This is a genomic window from Mesorhizobium sp. L48C026A00 (assembly GCF_000502375.1).
Taxonomy (GTDB): Bacteria; Pseudomonadota; Alphaproteobacteria; order Rhizobiales; family Rhizobiaceae; genus Mesorhizobium; species Mesorhizobium muleiense.
This window is the reverse complement of sequence record NZ_AYWU01000010.1, coordinates 136027-154385: the sequence shown is the minus strand read 5'-3', so window position 1 is coordinate 154385 and position 18359 is coordinate 136027. Positions and strand designations below refer to the sequence as shown.

At 62.8% G+C, this 18359-nt stretch carries 18 protein-coding genes and 1 pseudogene; 6 read left to right on the top strand and 13 right to left on the bottom strand.

Features of this window, described 5'->3' with window-relative positions:
• Positions 1–246: 246 nt before the first annotated feature.
• From petA to X738_RS60950, 4 genes and pseudogenes are all read left to right on the top strand, one after another.
• Positions 247–792: pseudogene (gene petA, locus X738_RS0141885) on the top strand (ubiquinol-cytochrome c reductase iron-sulfur subunit); the annotation flags it as partial.
• Between the two features lie 127 nt (positions 793–919).
• Positions 920–2224, top strand: a complete 1305-nt coding sequence (locus X738_RS60960) for a cytochrome b (RefSeq protein WP_031255257.1) — start codon at positions 920–922, stop codon at positions 2222–2224.
• 89 nt (positions 2225–2313) lie between these two features.
• A complete protein-coding gene (locus X738_RS60955; RefSeq protein ID WP_031255255.1) occupies positions 2314–3186 on the top strand; it encodes a cytochrome c1 in 873 nt (290 codons plus the stop codon).
• A gap of 203 nt (positions 3187–3389) precedes the next feature.
• Positions 3390–3935 (top strand): adenine phosphoribosyltransferase, encoded by a 546-nt coding sequence (locus X738_RS60950; RefSeq protein ID WP_023799903.1) that lies wholly within the window; start codon positions 3390–3392, stop codon positions 3933–3935.
• 164 nt (positions 3936–4099) lie between these two features.
• Here X738_RS60950 and X738_RS60945 read toward each other — a convergent pair whose 3' ends face one another.
• From X738_RS60945 to X738_RS60905, 8 genes are all read right to left on the bottom strand, one after another.
• Positions 4100–4570, bottom strand: a complete 471-nt coding sequence (locus tag X738_RS60945) for a MaoC family dehydratase (RefSeq protein WP_023799902.1) — start codon at positions 4568–4570, stop codon at positions 4100–4102.
• Positions 4567–5082 (bottom strand): MaoC family dehydratase, encoded by a 516-nt coding sequence (locus X738_RS60940; RefSeq protein ID WP_023799901.1) that lies wholly within the window; start codon positions 5080–5082, stop codon positions 4567–4569. Before X738_RS60940 ends, X738_RS60945 begins: the two co-directional genes overlap by 4 nt.
• Positions 5083–5209: 127 nt before the next feature.
• Positions 5210–6184 carry a magnesium/cobalt transporter CorA gene (gene corA / locus X738_RS60935; RefSeq protein WP_023799900.1) on the bottom strand — a complete coding sequence of 325 codons (975 nt, stop codon included), beginning with the start codon at positions 6182–6184 and terminating at the stop codon, positions 5210–5212.
• Between the two features lie 303 nt (positions 6185–6487).
• On the bottom strand, positions 6488–6829 hold the full coding sequence (locus tag X738_RS86105; RefSeq protein WP_198032831.1) for a transposase: 342 nt from the start codon (positions 6827–6829) through the stop codon (positions 6488–6490).
• 1147 nt (positions 6830–7976) lie between these two features.
• On the bottom strand, positions 7977–9080 hold the full coding sequence (gene ychF / locus X738_RS60920) for a redox-regulated ATPase YchF (RefSeq protein WP_023799897.1): 1104 nt from the start codon (positions 9078–9080) through the stop codon (positions 7977–7979).
• A 97-nt stretch (positions 9081–9177) separates the two neighbouring features.
• A complete protein-coding gene (gene pth, locus X738_RS60915) occupies positions 9178–9903 on the bottom strand; it encodes an aminoacyl-tRNA hydrolase (RefSeq protein WP_023799896.1) in 726 nt (241 codons plus the stop codon).
• 22 nt (positions 9904–9925) lie between these two features.
• A complete protein-coding gene (locus X738_RS60910) occupies positions 9926–10567 on the bottom strand; it encodes a 50S ribosomal protein L25/general stress protein Ctc (RefSeq protein WP_023799895.1) in 642 nt (213 codons plus the stop codon).
• Between the two features lie 320 nt (positions 10568–10887).
• On the bottom strand, positions 10888–11496 hold the full coding sequence (locus X738_RS60905) for a DUF2938 domain-containing protein (RefSeq protein WP_245277692.1): 609 nt from the start codon (positions 11494–11496) through the stop codon (positions 10888–10890).
• Positions 11497–11501: 5 nt separating this feature from the next.
• On the opposite strand from X738_RS60905, the gene X738_RS60900 reads away from it, so the two are divergent.
• A complete protein-coding gene (locus X738_RS60900) occupies positions 11502–12179 on the top strand; it encodes an ArsR/SmtB family transcription factor (protein WP_023799893.1) in 678 nt (225 codons plus the stop codon).
• A gap of 42 nt (positions 12180–12221) precedes the next feature.
• Here X738_RS60900 and X738_RS60895 read toward each other — a convergent pair whose 3' ends face one another.
• The gene (locus X738_RS60895) at positions 12222–13472 is read right to left on the bottom strand and encodes an MFS transporter (protein WP_036269886.1); all 1251 of its coding nucleotides are present in this window, start codon (positions 13470–13472) and stop codon (positions 12222–12224) included.
• Positions 13473–13602: 130 nt separating this feature from the next.
• Here X738_RS60895 and X738_RS60890 point away from each other — a divergent pair, with 130 nt between their 5' ends.
• Entirely contained in the window at positions 13603–14469 is an 867-nt protein-coding gene (locus X738_RS60890; protein ID WP_023799891.1) for an AraC family transcriptional regulator, read from the top strand.
• Positions 14470–14564: 95 nt separating this feature from the next.
• On the opposite strand, the gene X738_RS60885 is transcribed toward X738_RS60890, so the two are convergent.
• From X738_RS60885 to pgeF, 4 genes are all read right to left on the bottom strand, one after another.
• A complete protein-coding gene (locus X738_RS60885; protein ID WP_023799890.1) occupies positions 14565–15500 on the bottom strand; it encodes a ribose-phosphate pyrophosphokinase in 936 nt (311 codons plus the stop codon).
• 167 nt (positions 15501–15667) lie between these two features.
• Complete coding sequence (locus X738_RS60880; protein ID WP_023799889.1) at positions 15668–16297, bottom strand: hypothetical protein; 630 nt, start codon at positions 16295–16297, stop codon at positions 15668–15670.
• A 54-nt stretch (positions 16298–16351) separates the two neighbouring features.
• Positions 16352–17503, bottom strand: coding sequence for a M24 family metallopeptidase (locus tag X738_RS60875; protein WP_023799888.1), 1152 nt, complete (start codon positions 17501–17503; stop codon positions 16352–16354).
• Positions 17503–18297 (bottom strand): peptidoglycan editing factor PgeF, encoded by a 795-nt coding sequence (gene pgeF / locus X738_RS60870; RefSeq protein WP_023799887.1) that lies wholly within the window; start codon positions 18295–18297, stop codon positions 17503–17505. The genes X738_RS60875 and pgeF overlap by 1 nt, the downstream gene beginning before the upstream one ends.
• Positions 18298–18359: the final 62 nt, after the last annotated feature.

Here is an 18359-nt window from a genome sequence, read left to right as displayed (position 1 = left end):
TTCGCTCGTTTTCGCCGTGTTCGACATGTGCCCGTCGCCACGCCGTCCGCCGTCGAATTGCGTCCCCGCGACAATCTGCCCTTGTGCCTTCACCCGTCTGGACAAAAACGGGCTTCACGCATAAACCGAAGGCCAATTGCCGGAGGAATTCGCTAGCCTGTTCGCCATGCGCTGTCGGGTTGGCGTGAAAGAGCGGGGAACAAGCCTCGGCCACCGGCACGGAAGAGGCGAAAGGATCAGGCACCCGTGAGCGCAACCGACACCCAGGATCCCAACCGTCGTGATTTTCTCTACGTCGCCACGGGCATGGCCGCGGTGGTCGGCGCGGGTGCCGTCGCCTGGCCGTTCATCGACCAGATGCGCCCGGATGCCTCGACGCTGGCGCTGGCCTCGGTAGAGGTCGACGTCTCCTCGCTGACTCCGGGAACGTCGCTTGTGGTGAAATGGCGCGGCAAGCCGGTGGTGGTGCGCAATCGCACCGAACAAGAGATGAAGGACGGTGAGGCGGTCAATCTGGCCGAGCTCAAGGATCCGCTCGCTCGCAACGCCAATCTGCCGGCCGATGCGCCGGCGACCGACGCCAACCGCACCATGCCGGGCAAGGAGGCCTGGATGGTGATGGTCCAGGTCTGCACCCATCTCGGCTGCATTCCGCTCGGCCAGGAAGGCGAGTTCGGCGGCTGGTTCTGCCCGTGCCACGGTTCGACATACGACACCGCCGGCCGCGTCCGCGGCGGACCGGCGCCGGAGAACATGTCGGTGCCGGTATTCCAGTTCATTTCCGACACCAAGNGGCCGAGCAGCAATGCCAGGCCGGCCGCGTCCGCGGCGGACCGGCGCCGGAGAACATGTCGGTGCCGGTATTCCAGTTCATTTCCGACACCAAGATCCGTATCGGCTGAGGCGAGGGGACATTTCGATGAGCGAGGGACACTCGACCTATACGCCCAAGACCGGTATCGGACGCTGGGTCGACGCCCGCATGCCGCTGCCGCGGCTGGTCTATGACAGCTTCGTCGCCTATCCGGTGCCGCGCAACCTCAATTATGCTTGGACCTTCGGCGGTATCCTGGCTCTCATGCTGGGGGCGCAGATGCTGACCGGCATCGTGCTGGCCATGCACTACGCGGCGGACAGCAGTCTCGCCTTCGATTCGGTCGAGAAGATCATGCGCGACGTGAATTCGGGCTGGCTGTTGCGCTATCTGCATTCGAATGGCGCGTCGTTCTTCTTCGTCGCCGTCTACATCCACATCTTCCGCGGCCTCTACTATGGTTCCTACAAGGCGCCGCGCGAGCTTCTGTGGATCCTCGGCTGCATCATCTATCTTCTGATGATGGCAACAGGCTTCATGGGCTATGTGCTGCCCTGGGGGCAGATGTCGTTCTGGGGCGCGACCGTCATCACCGGCTTCTTCAGCGCTATCCCGCTGGTCGGCGAATGGATCCAGCAGCTTCTGCTCGGCGGCTTCGCTGTCGACAACCCGACGCTGAACCGCTTCTTTTCACTGCACTATCTGCTGCCGTTCATGATCGCCGGCGTCGTCGTGTTGCATATATGGGCGCTGCATGTGGTCGGCCAGTCGAACCCGACCGGCATCGAGGTCAAGTCGAAAACCGACACCGTCGCCTTCACCCCTTACGCGACCATCAAGGACGCGTTCGGGATGCTGGTGTTCCTGTTCATCTTCGCCTATTTCGTCTTCTACCTGCCGAACTTTCTCGGCCATCCGGACAACTACGTCGTCGCCGACCCGCTGAAGACGCCTGCCCATATCGTGCCGGAATGGTACTTCCTGCCGTTCTACGCGATCCTGCGCGCCATCACCTTCAATATCGGGCCGATCAACTCCAAGCTCGGTGGCGTGCTCGCGATGTTCGGCTCCATCGCCGTGCTGTTCCTGGTGCCGTGGCTCGACACCTCGAAGGTGCGCTCGGCGGTCTACCGGCCCTGGTACAAGCTGTTTTTCTGGCTGTTCGTGATCGATGCCGTCCTGCTTGGCTGGCTGGGCTCGCAGCCGGCCGAAGGCAGCTATGTCTTCATGGCGCAGATGGCGACATTGTTCTACTTCGCCTTCTTCCTGGTGGTGCTGCCGGTGCTGGGCCTGGTCGAGACCCCGCGGCGATTGCCGAATTCGATCACCGAGGCAGTTCTCGAGAAGAACAAGGGTGGCGGTGGCGGGCATCCGGCTCGCGCGACAGCCGCGCCGGAAACCAAGGGCTGAGCATGACCCCGAAAAGTGGAGACCGGTTTTCGGACACGATCATGCTCACGACGACGACAGCGCGCCAGAGAATCTCAAGGGGATTTGGTATGAAGACGATTCTCACCTCGCTGGCGCTGCTCGGCCTTGTGCTGGCAGGCACTGCGGCCGCGACCACCGGGGCGATCGCCCAGGAGGAGGCGCACAGCGAAGCCGCGCCGACGCATTTCCCGATACACCAGCCGAAGGAGATGGACTGGAGCTTCGCCGGGCCTTTCGGCACCTACGACAAGGCGCAGTTGCAGCGCGGGCTGAAGGTCTTCAAGGAAGTTTGCGCCGCCTGCCATTCGATGAAATTGGTGGCGTTCCGCACACTGGAAGACCTTGGCTATTCGGAAGCGCAGGTCAAGGCGCTGGCGGCCGAGTACACGATCAATGATGGTCCCAATGATGCCGGCGACATGTTCGATCGTCCCGGCATACCGTCCGACTATTTCCCGGCGCCGTACCCCAACGATCAGGCAGCAGCGGCCGCCAATGGCGGGGCTGCCCCGCCCGATATGTCGCTGCTGGCCAAGGCGCGCGGCGTCACGCGTGGCTTTCCGCGCTTTGTCTTCGACATCTTCACGCAATACGCCCAGGGCGGTCCCGACTACATCCACTCGCTGCTGACCGGCTATGACGAGCAGCCGCCGGCGGGCATGGAGATACCGGAAGGCACCCACTACAATCCGTACTTCATAGCCGGCGTCTCGCTGAAGATGCCCAACCCGCTCTCCAACGACCAGGTGACCTATGACGACGGCGCGCCGCAGACGGTCGACCAGTATTCCCGCGACGTGTCGGCCTTCCTGATGTGGGCAGCCGAGCCGCATCTGGAAGACCGCAAGAAGACCGGCTTTCGCGTGCTGGTCTTCCTGCTGCTGTTCGGCGCGCTGGTCTATCTGACCAAGCGCAAGGTGTGGGCCGGCGTGGCGCACTGAGTTGCGCGAAACCACGAGGTAAAAGGGCGTCGAAGGGCGCCCTTTTGCATGTCCGGGAACGGCCTCCGAAACCCGCCGGCTGCAATCCTTTGCCGTGCAATTTCTTCCAGGCGCCACATCGCGGTAGCCGTCGCCGGCCGCGCCGGGTTACGATCGGCCACTAGCTTATTCACGTCTTCAAGTCGGACCCGGAGAGCCGCCCCATGAAACCTTCGCTCGAAGACACGCTGCTTGCCGCGATCCGCACCATTCCGGACCATCCGAAGCCCGGTATCCTGTTTCGCGACATCACCACGCTGCTAAGCAATGCGCGCGCCTTCCGCCGTGCCATCGACGAGCTGGTGCATCCCTATGCCGGCCAGAAGGTCGACAAGATCGCCGGCATCGAGGCGCGCGGTTTCATCCTTGGCGGCGCCGTCGCCCACCAGCTCTCGGCCGGCTTCGTGCCGATCCGCAAGAAGGGCAAGCTGCCTTACGAGACGGTGCGCGTCGCCTACAACCTCGAATACGGGCTGGACGAGATGGAGATGCACAGGGATGGCGTGTCTCCGGGTGAGAAGGTGATCCTCGTCGACGATTTGATCGCCACCGGCGGCACGGCAGAGGCAGCGGTCAAGCTGCTGCGGCAGATCGGCGCCGACATCCTCGCCGCCTGCTTCGTCATCGACCTGCCGGACCTCGGCGGTCGCGACAAGCTCGAGGCGCTCGGCGTGCCGGTCAGGACGCTGATCGGGTTCGAAGGGCATTGAGAGAGTGTTCTGCCTTCTCCCCTTGTGGGAGAAGGTGGCCTCGCGAAGCCGACGTCGGATGAGGGGTGCTGCATGGAGTGCCGCAGTGCCAAGCTGGAGCACCCCTCATCCGTCTCGGCGCTACGCGCCGATCGACCTTCTCCCACAAGGGGAGAAGGAAGAAACTATTCCACCTTCACCAGCACGGCGCTTTCGAACTCGATGACCTTGTCGCCGGTCGAATCGAAAGCTTCCGAGCGCAGTGTCAGCACTCGCCAGCCCGGCCGCGATGCGATGGGGCGGTGGGCAAGCGCGGTGCGGGTGAAGGTCACGGTTTCTCCGGCATAGACGGGTTTTAGCCATTTGAGGTTCTTGAAGCCGGGCGATGGCCCGAATTCGGGGGCGGGCCCACCGCCGGCCCAGCTGATGCCTTCGGCCTCCACGCCGGTCTCGAGGTTCAGCTTCATCCAGGTTGCAGCTGTGTGCCAGCCGGAGGCGCACAGGCCGCCGAACACGCTGTTCTTCGCCGCCTCTTCGTCGAGATGGAATATCTGCGGATCGTATTTCCTGGCGAACGCCTTGATCGCCTCGGGCTCGAATCTATGCGAGCCGAGGGTGACGGTGACGCCGATGCAGAAGAACTCGTCCAATGTCATGAGCGGCCCTGTGCGGCATCACGGGCGAGGAACATGACCGTGTTCTCGAGTTCGAAGACGCCTTCGCCACGCTGGTTGAAAAGCTCGCTGCGCAAAGTGACGAGGCCGAGCTGGGGCTTGGACCTGGACAGACGTTTGGCAAGGACGGTGGTGCTGCCGCTCAAGATGTCGCCGGCCAGCACCGGCCTCTTCCACCGGACCTGGTCGACCCCGGGGGCGCCTTGCGAGGTCGAGTCCAGCAGGAAGGCGTCGCACAGCATGCGCATGAACATCGCGCAGGTGTGCCAGCCGGAGGCCGCCAGCCCGCCAAGGATGCTGGCCCTGCCCGCCGCCTCGTCGAGATGCATCGGCTGCGCATCGAACTCTTGCGCGAATTCGACGATCTCGGCCGCACTCACCAGCTTCGTGCCGAGGTCGAGCGAGGCGCCCTCGACGAAATCCTCATAGGCCCAGGTCTTTTCATAGGCCCCAGTCTTTTCATGGGCCGAGGTCTTTGCGTTCTTTGCGGTCATGGTCTGGAATCCGGTTCAAGATTGTACGATCGCCACGGATCGTGGTTTCCCGGATGCAGGCGGGGCGGTCAAGTCATTTCTGGTGCGCCAGGCCATCACGCCCAACCCAATAGAAGCTCCGAAGCCTCTAAAGCCAGCCGCGGCGGCGGAAATACCAGAAGGGCAGGATCGCCGAGAGGATCATCAAGCCGATGGCGAAAGGATAGCCGAAGTTCCAGGTCAGTTCAGGCATGACGTTGAAATTCATGCCGTAGATCGAGGCGACCAGCGTCGGCGGCAGGAAGATGACCGCGGCGACGGAGAAGATCTTGATGATGGCGTTCTGCTCGATCGAGATCATGCCGAGCGTTGCGTCGAGCAGGAAGTTGATCTTCTGCGACAGGAAGGTGGCGTGGTCGGCGAGCGACAGCACATCGCGCGACAAGGTCTTGATGCGCGCGCGGATGTCCTTGCTCATCTTGGTCTGGGTCGAGGCGTGGGTGAGGAAGCCGGCGAGCCGCTGCAGCGAGATCAGGCTGTCGCGGATCGAGGAGGCGATGTCCTCCTTGCGGCCGATCGCCTTCAGCAATTCCTGAAAATCGCGATTGCGCTTCGACGCCTTGGTCGAGCTTGGCTGGAAGATGTCGCGCGAAATCGTCTCGATATCGCGGCCGGCACGCTCCAGAATGTCGGCGAGGCGGTCGACGATCGCCTCCAGCAGGCCGATCAGGATGGTGTCGCCGCTGGTGCAGCCGGTCGCCACCTTCTCGGCGCGCTGCGGAAACGTCTTGAAGGCCTTCGGTTCGTGGTAGCGCACCGTGATCAGCCTGTTGCCGGCCAGCACGAAGGTGACCGGCGACATCAGGGGATCGTCGGCCTCGGTCTGGGCCGGCAGAATGGCGGTCATGAAATAGGCGCCGTCCTCGACATAGAGGCGGCTCGAAATCTCGATCTCCTCCATCTCCTCGCGCGTCGGAATGGCAACGCCGAGCCAGGCCTCGATGGCCGCTTCCTCTTCCTTTGTCGGGCTCACAAGGTCGGCCCAGACGACCTGGTCGCTGTTTGCCAGGAGATCGTCGACAAGGCGCAGGCGATCATTGTCGACGACGAATGCCTTGATCATCGCCGGGTCTCCCTTGCTGAGGCCAAAAGGATGGGTTCGAGCGGACGCGTCGTTTCGGATTGCACCGGACGGGGCGCTTTCGACGAAAGCAGGGGCCGGTGCAGACGCCCCTTAGACCGCATATGCGCTAAGATAGCTTCGGCATGGACTGAAATTTGCGCTTTCGTGGTGGTTCACGCCATCGATGTCGCAAGGCATGGAGATTTTGGCGCAGGATTGCCAAGGGAGGTTGAGCAAAGATCGCTGCGATCAGAGAGGCGACGATCTGGCGGGTAGCGCGCCACAGCAGCGGGCGTCCGTCGCTCAAGGGGGAGAGACACCCAACTCCTGCGAGAGGGGTTCGGTCACAAGCGCGATGAGGAAGTGGGCAAGAATCCAAGGCTTTGCGATCCTTGGGTCTTTGGCGGGAGGCGCGCGCAGTCCGATCAGGCTCTTCAGACGCTTGAAGGCGAGCTCGATGCGCCAGCGCATGCGATAGAGCTTGAGAACTGTGCCGGAGGGAAACTCCTCCTGGTCAAGCGAGGTCACAAGGATAACAAAGCCGGCAGCAATCAGCGTCTCCGGTTGAACCTGCTTGCCCTTGGCCTTGGCTTCCTTGTTGATTTTGCGCCGCGCTTCTTGTGTCGCGGCCTCGGATTTGCGCAAGGCGNGATAACAAAGCCGGCAGCAATCAGCGTCTCCGGTTGAACCTGCTTGCCCTTGGCCTTGGCTTCCTTGTTGATTTTGCGCCGCGCTTCTTGTGTCGCGGCCTCGGATTTGCGCAAGGCGATCAGGCGCATCTTCAGGGGCTCGCCCTTCTTCTTGAGGCCCAGCCAGACAGGCGTTTCGATGACCTCCTCGCGGCAGCTCTTCAGGTGGCCGCTGAGATCGAATGGCTTACCGCTGGCATCGAGCCATCGCACATTCTTCCACGCCGCGCGCACGACAACGTCGCCGCCTTGCGCCATGACCTTTGCGATCCGCTCGGCCTGCAGATAGGCGCGGTCGCCGATGCGGATCTCGCCCGCCACCACCGGCACGCGGTCGATCAGCTCGGCCTCGCTCTGGTCGGTGATCTCGAGGAAATCGAACTGCTCGCGCTCAAGATCGAAGGCGCAGTGCATACGCCAAAGGCCATTGTTCTTCTTCTCATGCACACCGGCCTTGGCAACCGATGTCGCATCGAGGATGCGGATCAGCCGGCCCTTGGCCAAGCCTACCTCCTCGCGCTTCAAAAGATACCCAATCAACTGCTGCAGCCACGGCCCTGCGTTGCGCAGCCGGCCGAGCAACGCCACGTCCGAGATGTCGGCGATCCCGCTCGCCGCCGCCCAGGCCACGACGCCCCGCATGCCCACCTTGCCAAGGCAGTAAGCCAGAGTCAGGCGCAACAGATCAGTAGCCGATCTGACGCCCCGCGGCCGCAGGAACGCCTTCGTCTCGCGAGCACTCCCCGCGATCAACTCTTCACCACCGAGAAGCTCAATCGTCTCGGCCCAGCCGTCATCTACAAGCGATTCGTGAGTCATCGCAGCGTAGAATCACAACCGATTCCCCGCTGCAACTCCTATCTTAGCGCATATGCCTTAGACCGGGCGTTGCGGGCAGTCAAGCCGCGCCGGAGGGAGCCGCGAAGCCTCTTCCTTCTCCCCTTGTGGGAGAAGGTGGCCTCGCGAAGCGAGGTCGGATGAGGGGTGTTCCAGCTTGGCNTCTTCCTTCTCCCCTTGTGGGAGAAGGTGGCCTCGCGAAGCGAGGTCGGATGAGGGGTGTTCCAGCTTGGCACCAGAGAAGGAAGAAGGCGCCGTCGGTGAGCTCAGGTGTTGAACTTGAACAGCATGATGTCGCCGTCCTGGACGACATACTCCTTGCCTTCGTCGCGCGCCTTGCCGGCTTCCTTGGCCGCCACTTCGCCGCCCAGCGTGACGAAGTCGTTGTAGGCGATGGTCTGGGCGCGGATGAAGCCGCGCTCGAAATCGGTGTGGATGACGCCTGCAGCCTGCGGCGCCTTGGCGCCCTTGTGCACGGTCCAGGCGCGCGTCTCCTTCGGCCCGACGGTGAAATAGGTGATGAGCTGCAACAGCTCGTAGCCGGCGCGGATGACCTTGTTCAGGCCGGGTTCCTCAAGGCCCAGCGTCGCCAAAAATTCCATTTCCTCTTCGTCGCTGAGCTGCGCGACCTCGGCTTCGATCGCCGCCGAAATCACCACGGTGCGCGCGCCTTGCGCGGCAGCCATCTGTTCGACCGCTTTGGTGTGTGCGTTGCCGGTGGCAGCATCGGCCTCGGCGACATTGCAGACATAGAGCACGGGGTGCGATGTCAGCAGGTTCAGCCCCTGCAGGATGCGCAGATCCTCCGCGGAGATATTTTTGAGCAGGATGCGGGCCGGCTTGCCGGCCTGCAGGAGTTCAAGCGCGGCTTCCATCATCGGAAGCACGGTTAGCGCCTCCTTGTCTTTGCCGGAAGCGCGCTTGCGGAACTGCACGATGCGGCGCTCGAGGCTGTCGAGGTCGGCGAGCATCAGCTCGGTCTCGACGGTCTCGGCGTCGGCGACGGGATCGATGCGGCCCTCGACATGGGTGATGTCGTCATCCTCGAAACAGCGCAGCACATGGACGATGGCGTCGACCTCGCGGATATTGGCCAGGAACTGGTTGCCCAGCCCTTCGCCTTTCGAGGCACCGCGCACCAGGCCGGCGATGTCGACGAACGAGATGCGGGTCGGGATGATCTCCTTCGACTTGCCGATCGCCGCGATTTTTTGCAGGCGCGGGTCGGGCACCGCGACTTCGCCGGTGTTCGGTTCGATGGTGCAGAACGGATAGTTGGCGGCCTGTGCCGCCGCCGTCCTGGTCAGCGCGTTGAAAAGCGTCGACTTGCCGACGTTGGGCAAGCCAACGATGCCGCATTTGAAACCCATTTTTATCCGGTCCTATCGGGAAATCGAAATTTGATGAGGGCTATGGGCGAAAGGGGTGACGAACGTCAAGCCCTGCAGCCCCGATCCGTGGCCAGGCTCAATCCTTGCCGCCAAACAGCTTCTTCAGCATGGCGGCCATCGGGCCGGTTTCGGGCAGCTTGGCCGCCGGTTGCTGCGGCCGCGCCTGGCGAACGTGGCTTTGTGCTTTCGGCGCCTTGGGTGGCGGGCGGTCGTCGTCGCCCGTCGGTGTGAGCTTGTCGCGCAAGGCCAGCGTCACGCGATTCATGAAGGAATTGTCGTCGCCCTTGGCAAGCAGTCCGGCATCGTCGGCGATGGCGTCGAGCAGCACGTCCAGCCACTCGCGGTCGCTTTTGGCGAAATCGCCAAGCACATGGCCATGCACCATTTCCTTGACGCCGGGGTGGCTGACGCCAATGCGCACACGGCGGAAATCCTTGCCGACATGCTGCTCGAGCGAGCGGATACCGTTGTGGCCACCGGAACCGCCGCCGACCTTGACCCGCACCTTGCCGGCGGCAAGGTCGATCTCGTCATAAAAGACGGTCAGCGCCGAAGCGTCGAGCTTGTAAAAGCGCAGGGCCTCGCCGACCGACTGGCCGGACAGGTTCATGAAGGTCTGCGGCTTGATCAGGACGATTTTCTCGCCGGCAAGCGTGCCTTCGGCGACCAGGCCCTGGAACTTTTTCGACCAGGGCGAGAAGGAATGGCGGCGGGCGATTGCGTCCGCCGCCATGAAGCCGACATTGTGCCGGTTGTCAGCGTATTTCGCGCCCGGATTGCCGAGGCCTGCAAACAGCAGCATCGTCACCTCCGAGCGGAAAGGATTACTTCTCTTCGTCGGCAGGAGCCGCTTCGGGTTCAGCCGCTTCGACCGTCTCTTCAGCCTCCGGCTTCATTGCCGCGGAGCCGGCTATGGTCGCGACGGTGAAGTCGCGGTCGGAGATCACCGGCTTGACGCCGGCCGGCAGCTTGACCGCCGAGATGTGGATCGAATCGCCGATATCGGTGCCGGTGAGATCGACGGTGATGAATTCCGGGATCGCATTGGCCGGGCAGTGGAACTCGACCTCGTGACGCACGATGTTGAGCACGCCGCCGCGCTTGATGCCGGGCGACTTGTCCTCGTTGATGAAGTGGACCGGCACGTCGACATTGACTTCGGTGTCCTTGCCGATGCGCAGGAAGTCGACATGGACCGGAAAATCCTTGACCGGGTCGAGCTGGTAGTCCTTCGGCAGGACCTGGATCTTCTTGCCGTCGACATCGATCGTGGCGATCGTGGTCAGGAACCCGCCGCCATGGATCTTGTAGTAGATGTCCTTGTAGGTCAGCGCAATCGCCAGGGGAGGCTGCTTGTCGCCGTAGATTACTGCAGGCACTTTACCGTTGCGGCGAACTGCACGGGCGGACCCCTTACCGACCTGTTCGCGCGCTTCGGCCTTGAGCTCGTAAGAAGCTTGGCTCATGGCATTTCCTTTCGCGTTGTTCTGGAGCGTTCGCGGCCGGCGAGATGCCTGGGCCGTAAACGTCGAAAGCCGTCATGGCCTTACATGATCTGGTCCAAAATCTTTTTTGGGATCACGTGAGGCCGGACAGCCTTCCGCCGCGTTGCCTCCAAGGGTGTCTACGCGGGTGGCGGCTCTATAGCGGAAGGTGGGGCGGGGTGCAAGCCAAAGGCGGGTGGCGAAGGCGGGTGGGCAGTGTCTCGCTTTTGAATTTCGTGCTTGCTCCCGCATTTGCAAAATATTGGGGTTGTGTCCTGAAAGCCGACCGCAATCGACCAGTATCAGATCGGGAACAGGTGTGCGGAAAACAACGCAGCGGCATACAGCCCGACGCCGAAGGACAGATGAGTGATGAGGCCGCGCAGACGCGCGGTGCTCGGATTGGGCGTTTTCGAGGCTGCAATTCCGGCTCCAAAGGCTGGCTGCATTATGAAAAACGGGGCAACGACAGTGGACATGCCGACAACAAGGGCGGGAAGCAATGTCGGGTCTCGTGCCCAGTCGAGGCCCCATACTGCCATCAGCAATGCAGCAAAGACGATGCCGATCGCGTAATGCGCGACCCAGCCAACAGGCGTTTCGCCGCGAATTCGGGGCGCCTGCGCGATATTCGCATGTGCGAAACGTCCTCGCGGAAAGTGGCCGATCCAGCGGCCGACCCAGGCATAATCAAGCGGCGGAATCGCCAACGTTCGTTTCAGAAACAATCCCCAAAGATCCATCACCGCCGTCGCCCCCGTTCCGATCGAGGCTGCGCGGACAACGAACTCCAACTGCTCGTTCATTTCCATGCTCCTGTCTGGTCCATGCTCCTGTCTTGGGCGTCCGACACTAGCCGGTTGAAATAAGACATTCAATGTATTGATTGATCGTTTGATTGATTGTACCATGCGATATGAAAAACGCAGATGTCCATCATCCGATCGTTGACGAGATAGCCGATCTCGCCCGCACGCTGGGGCATGCACACCGGCTGGTTCTTCTGCGCCACATTGCCGACGGCGAACTGGCCGTGGAGCAGCTGACGCAACTTTCCGGGATCGCCTTGGCCAACACGTCGCAGCATCTTCAACAGCTCAAGCGGGCCGGCTTGGTGCAGACCCGGCGAGACGGGAAACGCGTGCTTTATCGTCTGGCCGATGGTCCGATCGAAAACGTGCTTGGGGCCCTGCGCAGCCTTGCGAACCACAGGCGCGAGCAAATCCGCGAGCTTATCGATGACACAATGAGCCGGCCGGACAGGCTGGAGAACATCTCGCGCGAGGAACTGGTGCGCCGCATACGGGACGACGAAATCGTGCTGCTCGACGTCCGGCCGCAAGAGGAATACGCGGCCGCGCATTTGCCGGGTGCGATCAACATTCCCGCGGGTGAGCTGGAAGAACGACTTGCGGAGCTTCCACGAGAGAAGGTCATCGTCGCCTATTGTCGTGGTGTCCAGTGCGTTCTCTCTGCCGACGCGCTGGCAATCCTGAGGGCGCGAGGCTGGGCATCACGTCGGTTCGAAGGTGGCTTTCCCGAGTGGCTGGCCTCAGACCTTGATGTCGACGGCATGAACTACGAAAGCGGCTGACAGAGCCGAAGCCCGCGTCGCCGGGGCAAGCCAACTCAAGGTTCACCCGATAGTGGTTCCAGCTTCGAGCTTCCTCGCCTCCTTCATGTTCGGCAAAAAAACCGTCAGCAGCCCAAGCAGCGGCAAATACGAGCAGACCTGAAAGACGAAGTCGATGCCTTTCATATCGGCGACGACGCCGAGCACGGCGGCGGCGATGCCGCCCATGCCAAAGGCGAAGCCGAAGAAGATGCCGGCGATCATGCCGACGCGGCCGGGCACCAGTTCCTGGGCGAAGACGACGATGTTCGAGAAGGCCGAGGACAGGATCAGGCCGATCAGCACGGTCAGGATCATCGTCCATTCGAAATTGGCGTAGGGCAGGGCCAGCGTAAACGGCAGCACGCCGACGATCGAGAACCAGATCATCGGCTTCTGTCCGTAGCGGTCGCCGAACGGGCCGCCGAGCAGGATGCCCAGCGCCGAGGCGCCGAGGAACAGGAACAGCATGACCTGCGACATCTGCACCGAAACGCCGAATTTATCGATGGCGTAGAAGGTGTAGTAACTGGCGAGGCTGGCAACGTAGGCGTTCTTGGTCAGCACCAGCAGGGTCAGCACCGCCAGCGCGCTCATCACCTTGCGGCGTGGGAAGGGTGAGACGAAGCCTGCCGCCTTGCGGTTGGCGAGCGAGGCGCGCAGCCGGCTGTACCAGCCGCCGACCCGCCACAGCACGACGATGCCGATCAGCGAGCCGGCGGCGAACCACGCTATGCTGGTCTGGCCGAACGGCACGACGATGAAGGCGGCGAGCAGCGGCCCGATGGCCTGGCCGAGATTGCCGCCGACCTGGAACAGCGATTGCGCCAGGCCGAACCTGCCGCCCGAGGCGAAGCGGGCGATGCGCGAGGATTCCGGGTGGAAGATCGCCGAGCCGATGCCGATCAGCGACGCGCCGATCAGCAGCAGCCAATAGTGTCCGGCATAGGCCAGCACGATCAGGCCGATCAGCGAGGACGCCATGCCGTAGGGCAGCGAATAGGGCATCGGCCGCTTGTCGGTGACCATGCCGATCAGCGGCTGCAGCAATGACGCCGTCACCTGGAAGGTGAAGGTCAAAAGGCCGATCTGCCAGAAATCGAGATGGTAATTGTCCTTCAGCAGCGGATAGATGGCCGACAGCAGCGACTGCATGATGTCGTTGACACAATGGCAGAAGCTCACCGCAAGGATGACGGTGAAGGCCGTCGCTTGCGCCGAAGTGTGGCTGGCCGTCGCCGGTGTGGCGACGGAGGTGGCTGTCGTATCGGTCAACGCAGGCTCCATGGTCTTTTTGGCGGACGCTCCCGCAGGCGGCCCTTATGGCCCCGCTGCCTTATAAGTTACTTGCCGGGCGACTTCTTTCGTGGTTTGGTCCAATAGTTTCGCGAGTGGGCCATTACCAATGCCGCATGGCACCAAAATCCTCAAAGCGGGCGACACCGATCTCGGCCAGTTCACCGATCTCGGGCTGTTGCGCCGCTGGCAATGGCTGGAGCAGGCTGTCGGGCCGGCGGTGGCCCTGCCGACCGAATATCCCGACGGCTATCACGTGCCGCAGCACCGTCACAGCCGCAGTCAATTGCTGCATGCGCTTGTCGGCGTCGTGCTGGTGACGACGCGGCATGGGCGCTGGATGGTGCCGCCCGATCATGCGATGTGGATTCCTGCCGGCACCGAGCATTCCGTCGAGATGCTTGGCGACGTCAGCATGCGCTCGGTCTATGTGATGCCCGACGCCATCGCCGGGCTGCCGGATGGCTTGCGCGTCGTCGGCATCACCGATCTGATGCACAGCCTGATCGTGGAATCGGAAAAGCTGCCACAGGGTGCCGAGCTTGAGGGGCGCGGCGGGCTGATCATGAGCCTCCTGCTGCACGAAATCCCGAACCTGCCGGAACGGCCGCTCGGCCTGCCTTTTCCATCAGATCCAAGGCTTGCGGCACTGTGCCGGCGCTTCGTCGCAGCACCCTCGCCGCACGCGACGATCGACGAATGGGCCGATATCGTCGGCATGAGCCGGCGTTCCTTCACCCGCGCCTTTCATCGCCAGACCGGATTGTCGTTGTCGACATGGCGCCAGCAGGCCTGCCTGTTCGCGGCCTTGCCGAGGCTGGCCGACGGCGAGCCGATCACAAGGGTAGCGCTCGATCTCGGCTATGACAGCGTGCCGGCCTTCATCACCATGTTCAAGCGCATGCTGGGGGCATCGCCGCGCGGCTATATGCGCGGCTCTAGGGACAACATCAGGGTGTCGAACGCTAGCGCATGACCCCGAACCTTTTCGGAGAGGATCATGCGCAAAATCAAGGTGCTACAGCGTCCTTGCGCGTCTCTGGACGCGCGGCGCTGTATCGCGGGCAGATTTCAGTCGAACAGGCTCGACACCGACTCTTCGGTCGCCGTGCGCGAGATCGCCTCACCCATCAGGTCGGCGATCGAGACGACGCGGATGTTGCTGGCGTCGAGCACCGCCTGGGTCGGCTGGATGGAATCGGTGATGACCAGTTCCTGCAGCTTCGAGGCGCCGATGCGGGCGATGGCGCCGCCGGACAGAACGCCATGGGTGGTGTAGGCGGTGACGCTGGTGGCGCCGGCGGCAAGCAGTGCATCGGCCGCATTGCACAAGGTACCGCCCGAATCGATGATGTCGTCGATCAGCAGGCAATCCTTGCCGCGCACGTCGCCGATGACGTTCATGACTTCCGATTCGCCAGGGCGCTCGCGACGCTTGTCGACGATGGCAAGCTGGGCGTCGATGCGCTTGGCGAGAGCGCGGGCGCGGACCACGCCGCCGACATCCGGCGACACGACCATGACATTGGCAAGCCGCTTGTATTTCGCCTTCACATCGCGGGCCATGACCGGCACCGAAAACAGATTGTCGGTCGGGATGTCGAAAAAGCCCTGGATCTGGCCGGCGTGGAGATCCAGCGTCAAGACGCGATCGACCCCGGCCCGCGTGATCATGTTGGCGACCAGCTTGGCCGAGATCGGCGTGCGGCCCGAGGCGCGGCGGTCTTGCCTTGCATAGCCGAAATAGGGAATGACCGCCGTGATGCGCTTGGCCGACGAGCGCATGAAGGCATCGATCATGATGAGCAGTTCCATCAGGTGATCGTTGGTCGGGAACGAGGTGGACTGCAGGATGAAGACATCCTCGCCACGCACATTCTCCTGGATCTCAACGAAGATTTCCTGATCGGCGAAGCGCCTGACGCTGGCTTTGCCCAGCGGGATGTTGAGATAGCGGGCGACCGCTTCGGCCAGCACCCTGTTGGAATTGCCCGCGAAAAGCTTCATGCACCGTTCCTGGTGAAGGATGGAGACTCTGGCAGACTCTCTTGAGCCCCTTAGTCGGGGCTTTTAGCGGCCCGTGCCGGTATTGCAAGCGTCGTGATCGGGAATCCGCCGGCTAATCTCAATAAACGTCGACGGCGAGGGAAGCCGGCAACATGTCAGCCCGCCGGTCAGCCCGCTTGGCCGCCAAGCCATGTGGCGAACTGGTCGATCGTCTGGTCGGCGATCGCCTGCATGGTTTCCGGCGCGACCGCAGCCCACCCTTCGCCACCATTGACCGAGGCCGCCTTCTGCTGGCCGTTGATGCGATGCAGCCGGTTGCCTGCCGGGTCATAGACGTCCCAGACATAGATGACGGTGGTATCCTTGCCTTCCGACATCGTCGAGAAATAGCCTTTCAGCACGTGCGTCGGGGTCTGGCCGGCGCTGCCTGCCAAGGTGATGCCGCGCTGCTTGGCTCGCGTCTGAAGCGCCGCGGTCAGCGGTGTCGCGGCTTCCACCGAGGCGCCGACGATCGGCGCTACCTGCAGGCGGGTTCGTGCGATGACGGCGGCGCTCTTTGCGGGCGGCGCGGTCGTGGTTGCAGGCTGCGCAGGGGCGGAAGGCTGTGTTGCTGCGGGAGGCTGCGCGGTCGTCGCAGGTGCGGTGGGTGTTGCAGCCGTGCCGCTTCCGGCCGTTGGCACGGTCTGTGTCGACTGCGGGGCGATGGCCGAGGGTTCGAGAACGTCCTTCGCGTTGGTGCAGGCGGCCAGCGCCAGCGCCGCGAGCAATGACACGGTCGTCGCATGCGATCGCCTCATTTGCCTCAAAACTCCCTGGCGATGAACGCCTCTTGCATTCTTACCATTATGGATTCATTGCACAATCAAGTCGAGATCATGGCGGGACAGCGGCTTCGGCTGCGATTCAGTCGTCAGATAGGTGCGGCCAAGCGTCATTGCCGTCTCGGTTTCCGAGTCCATGATGATCATATGGGCGAACAGCGTCATGTTCGGCGCGATCGGTTCGGGATTGCCCTGATAGAACATCGGCATGTCCATCCATGATGGGGTGAAGCGGGCGCCGAGCGAATAGCCGCAGGCGTTGAGCCGGTGCTTGGTCAAATTGTGGGTTTCGAGCGTGCGGGCATGCGCGTCGAACACGTCGCCGAAGGTATTTCCGGGCGTCATCGCCTTTTCGACCGCCAGAAGTGCGGCGCGCGCAGCATCGAACAGTTCCTGGTGACGTTTCGACACTTTGCCGGTCAGCACCGTGCGCATCATCGCCGCATGGTAATGGTGGAAGACGCCGGCCCATTCGAGCGTCAGCTGGTCATTCTTGCTCAGCTTGCGGCGGCCAGCCTTGTAACGGCAAAGCAGTGCGTCCACGCCGGAGCCGATGATGAACTCGTTGGCCGGATAGTCGCCGCCGCCGGCAAATATCGCGCCCTGCATGGCGGCAAGGATCAAGGCTTCGTCGCCACCCTGCTTGATCAGCGGCAGGGCCGCGTCCAACGCGTCGTCGGCGAGATTTGCGGCCTTTTCCACCTTGGCGATCTCGGCCGGACTCTTGAACAGGCGCAGCCGGCTGATGATGCCGGACGCGTCGGCGATCTGGCCAAAGGTCTGCAATTGCTCGTCCAGGCGCCGGCCATTGTAAGCGGTCAGGCCGTGGGTGTCGTATTCGACGCCGATGCGGGCGCCGAGCAGGTCGAGGTCGTTGAGCAAATTGCGCAGGTCGATCGCCGGATTGGCGCCGTCGCGGTCGGTCCACAGCACGATGTTGTCGATGATCGAGGTGTGTCGCGCCTGGCGCAGATCGGCCGAGCGCGTGAGCAGGATCATCGAGCCGTCCGCCTTCACCACCAGGCACTGGAAGAAGCAGAAGCCGAACGTATCGTAGCCGGTCAGCCAGTACATGCTCTCCTGTGCAAACAAAAGGACGGCATCGAGCTTCTTCTCGGCGATCTCGATCATCAGCCGATCGCGCCGCGCGTCAAATTCCGACCGTTCGAAATGCAGCGCCATTATTCTGTCTCCAAAACGATTGCCGAAATCTGCCGCCCGTAATCCGGCTCCTTGCGATGGGTGCTGCGCCGGTAGGAATAGAACAGATCCTCCTCGGCGTAGGTGCAGCGGCCGAGCCCTTCGGCGGTGACGCCGGCCCGGGTCAGCCGATCGACCGTATAGCGGTTGAGGTCGAACATTGCATGTTCCGGCTTCGCGGAGGGCGCGAAATAGCTGATATAGTCGGCATCGGCCTCGACGAAGCGAGCGATGAATTCCGGGCCGACTTCATAGTTTTCCGGGCCGATGGACGGGCCGAGAACCGCAACGATGCGCTCGCGCCGGGCGCCGAGGCTTTCCATCGCCGCAATGGTGTTTTCCAGCACGCCTGACAAGGCGCCCTTCCAGCCGGCATGGGCTGCGCCGACGATTCGCGCCTCGGCATCGGCGAACAGCACCGGTCCGCAATCGGCCGTCGAGGCGCCCACCGCAATCCCCGGCCGGTCGGTGACGACGGCGTCGGCCTTCGGCCGCTCGCCGGAAAAAGGCTCCCTGGCGATGACGACGTCGGGCGAATGGATCTGGTGGGCGGTCAACAGATGTCTTGATGGCACGCCCATCCAGTCGGCGACGCGGCGGCGGTTCTCGGCGACCTGCGTCTGGTCGTCGCTCGAGCCGGTGCCGATGTTGAGGCCCTGATAGATGCCGCTGGAGACGCCGCCGACGCGGGTGAAATAGCCGTGGCGAATGCCTTGCGCCCGCGCTTTCTCCAGCAAGGGCGACCGAACGGGATCCGGTTTGGTCTGATTCAGCATGGCTGCGTTGTTGTCCGTGAGAGCGATTTCGTCAAGCGACAGTCGAAAGACGGCGACAGTCG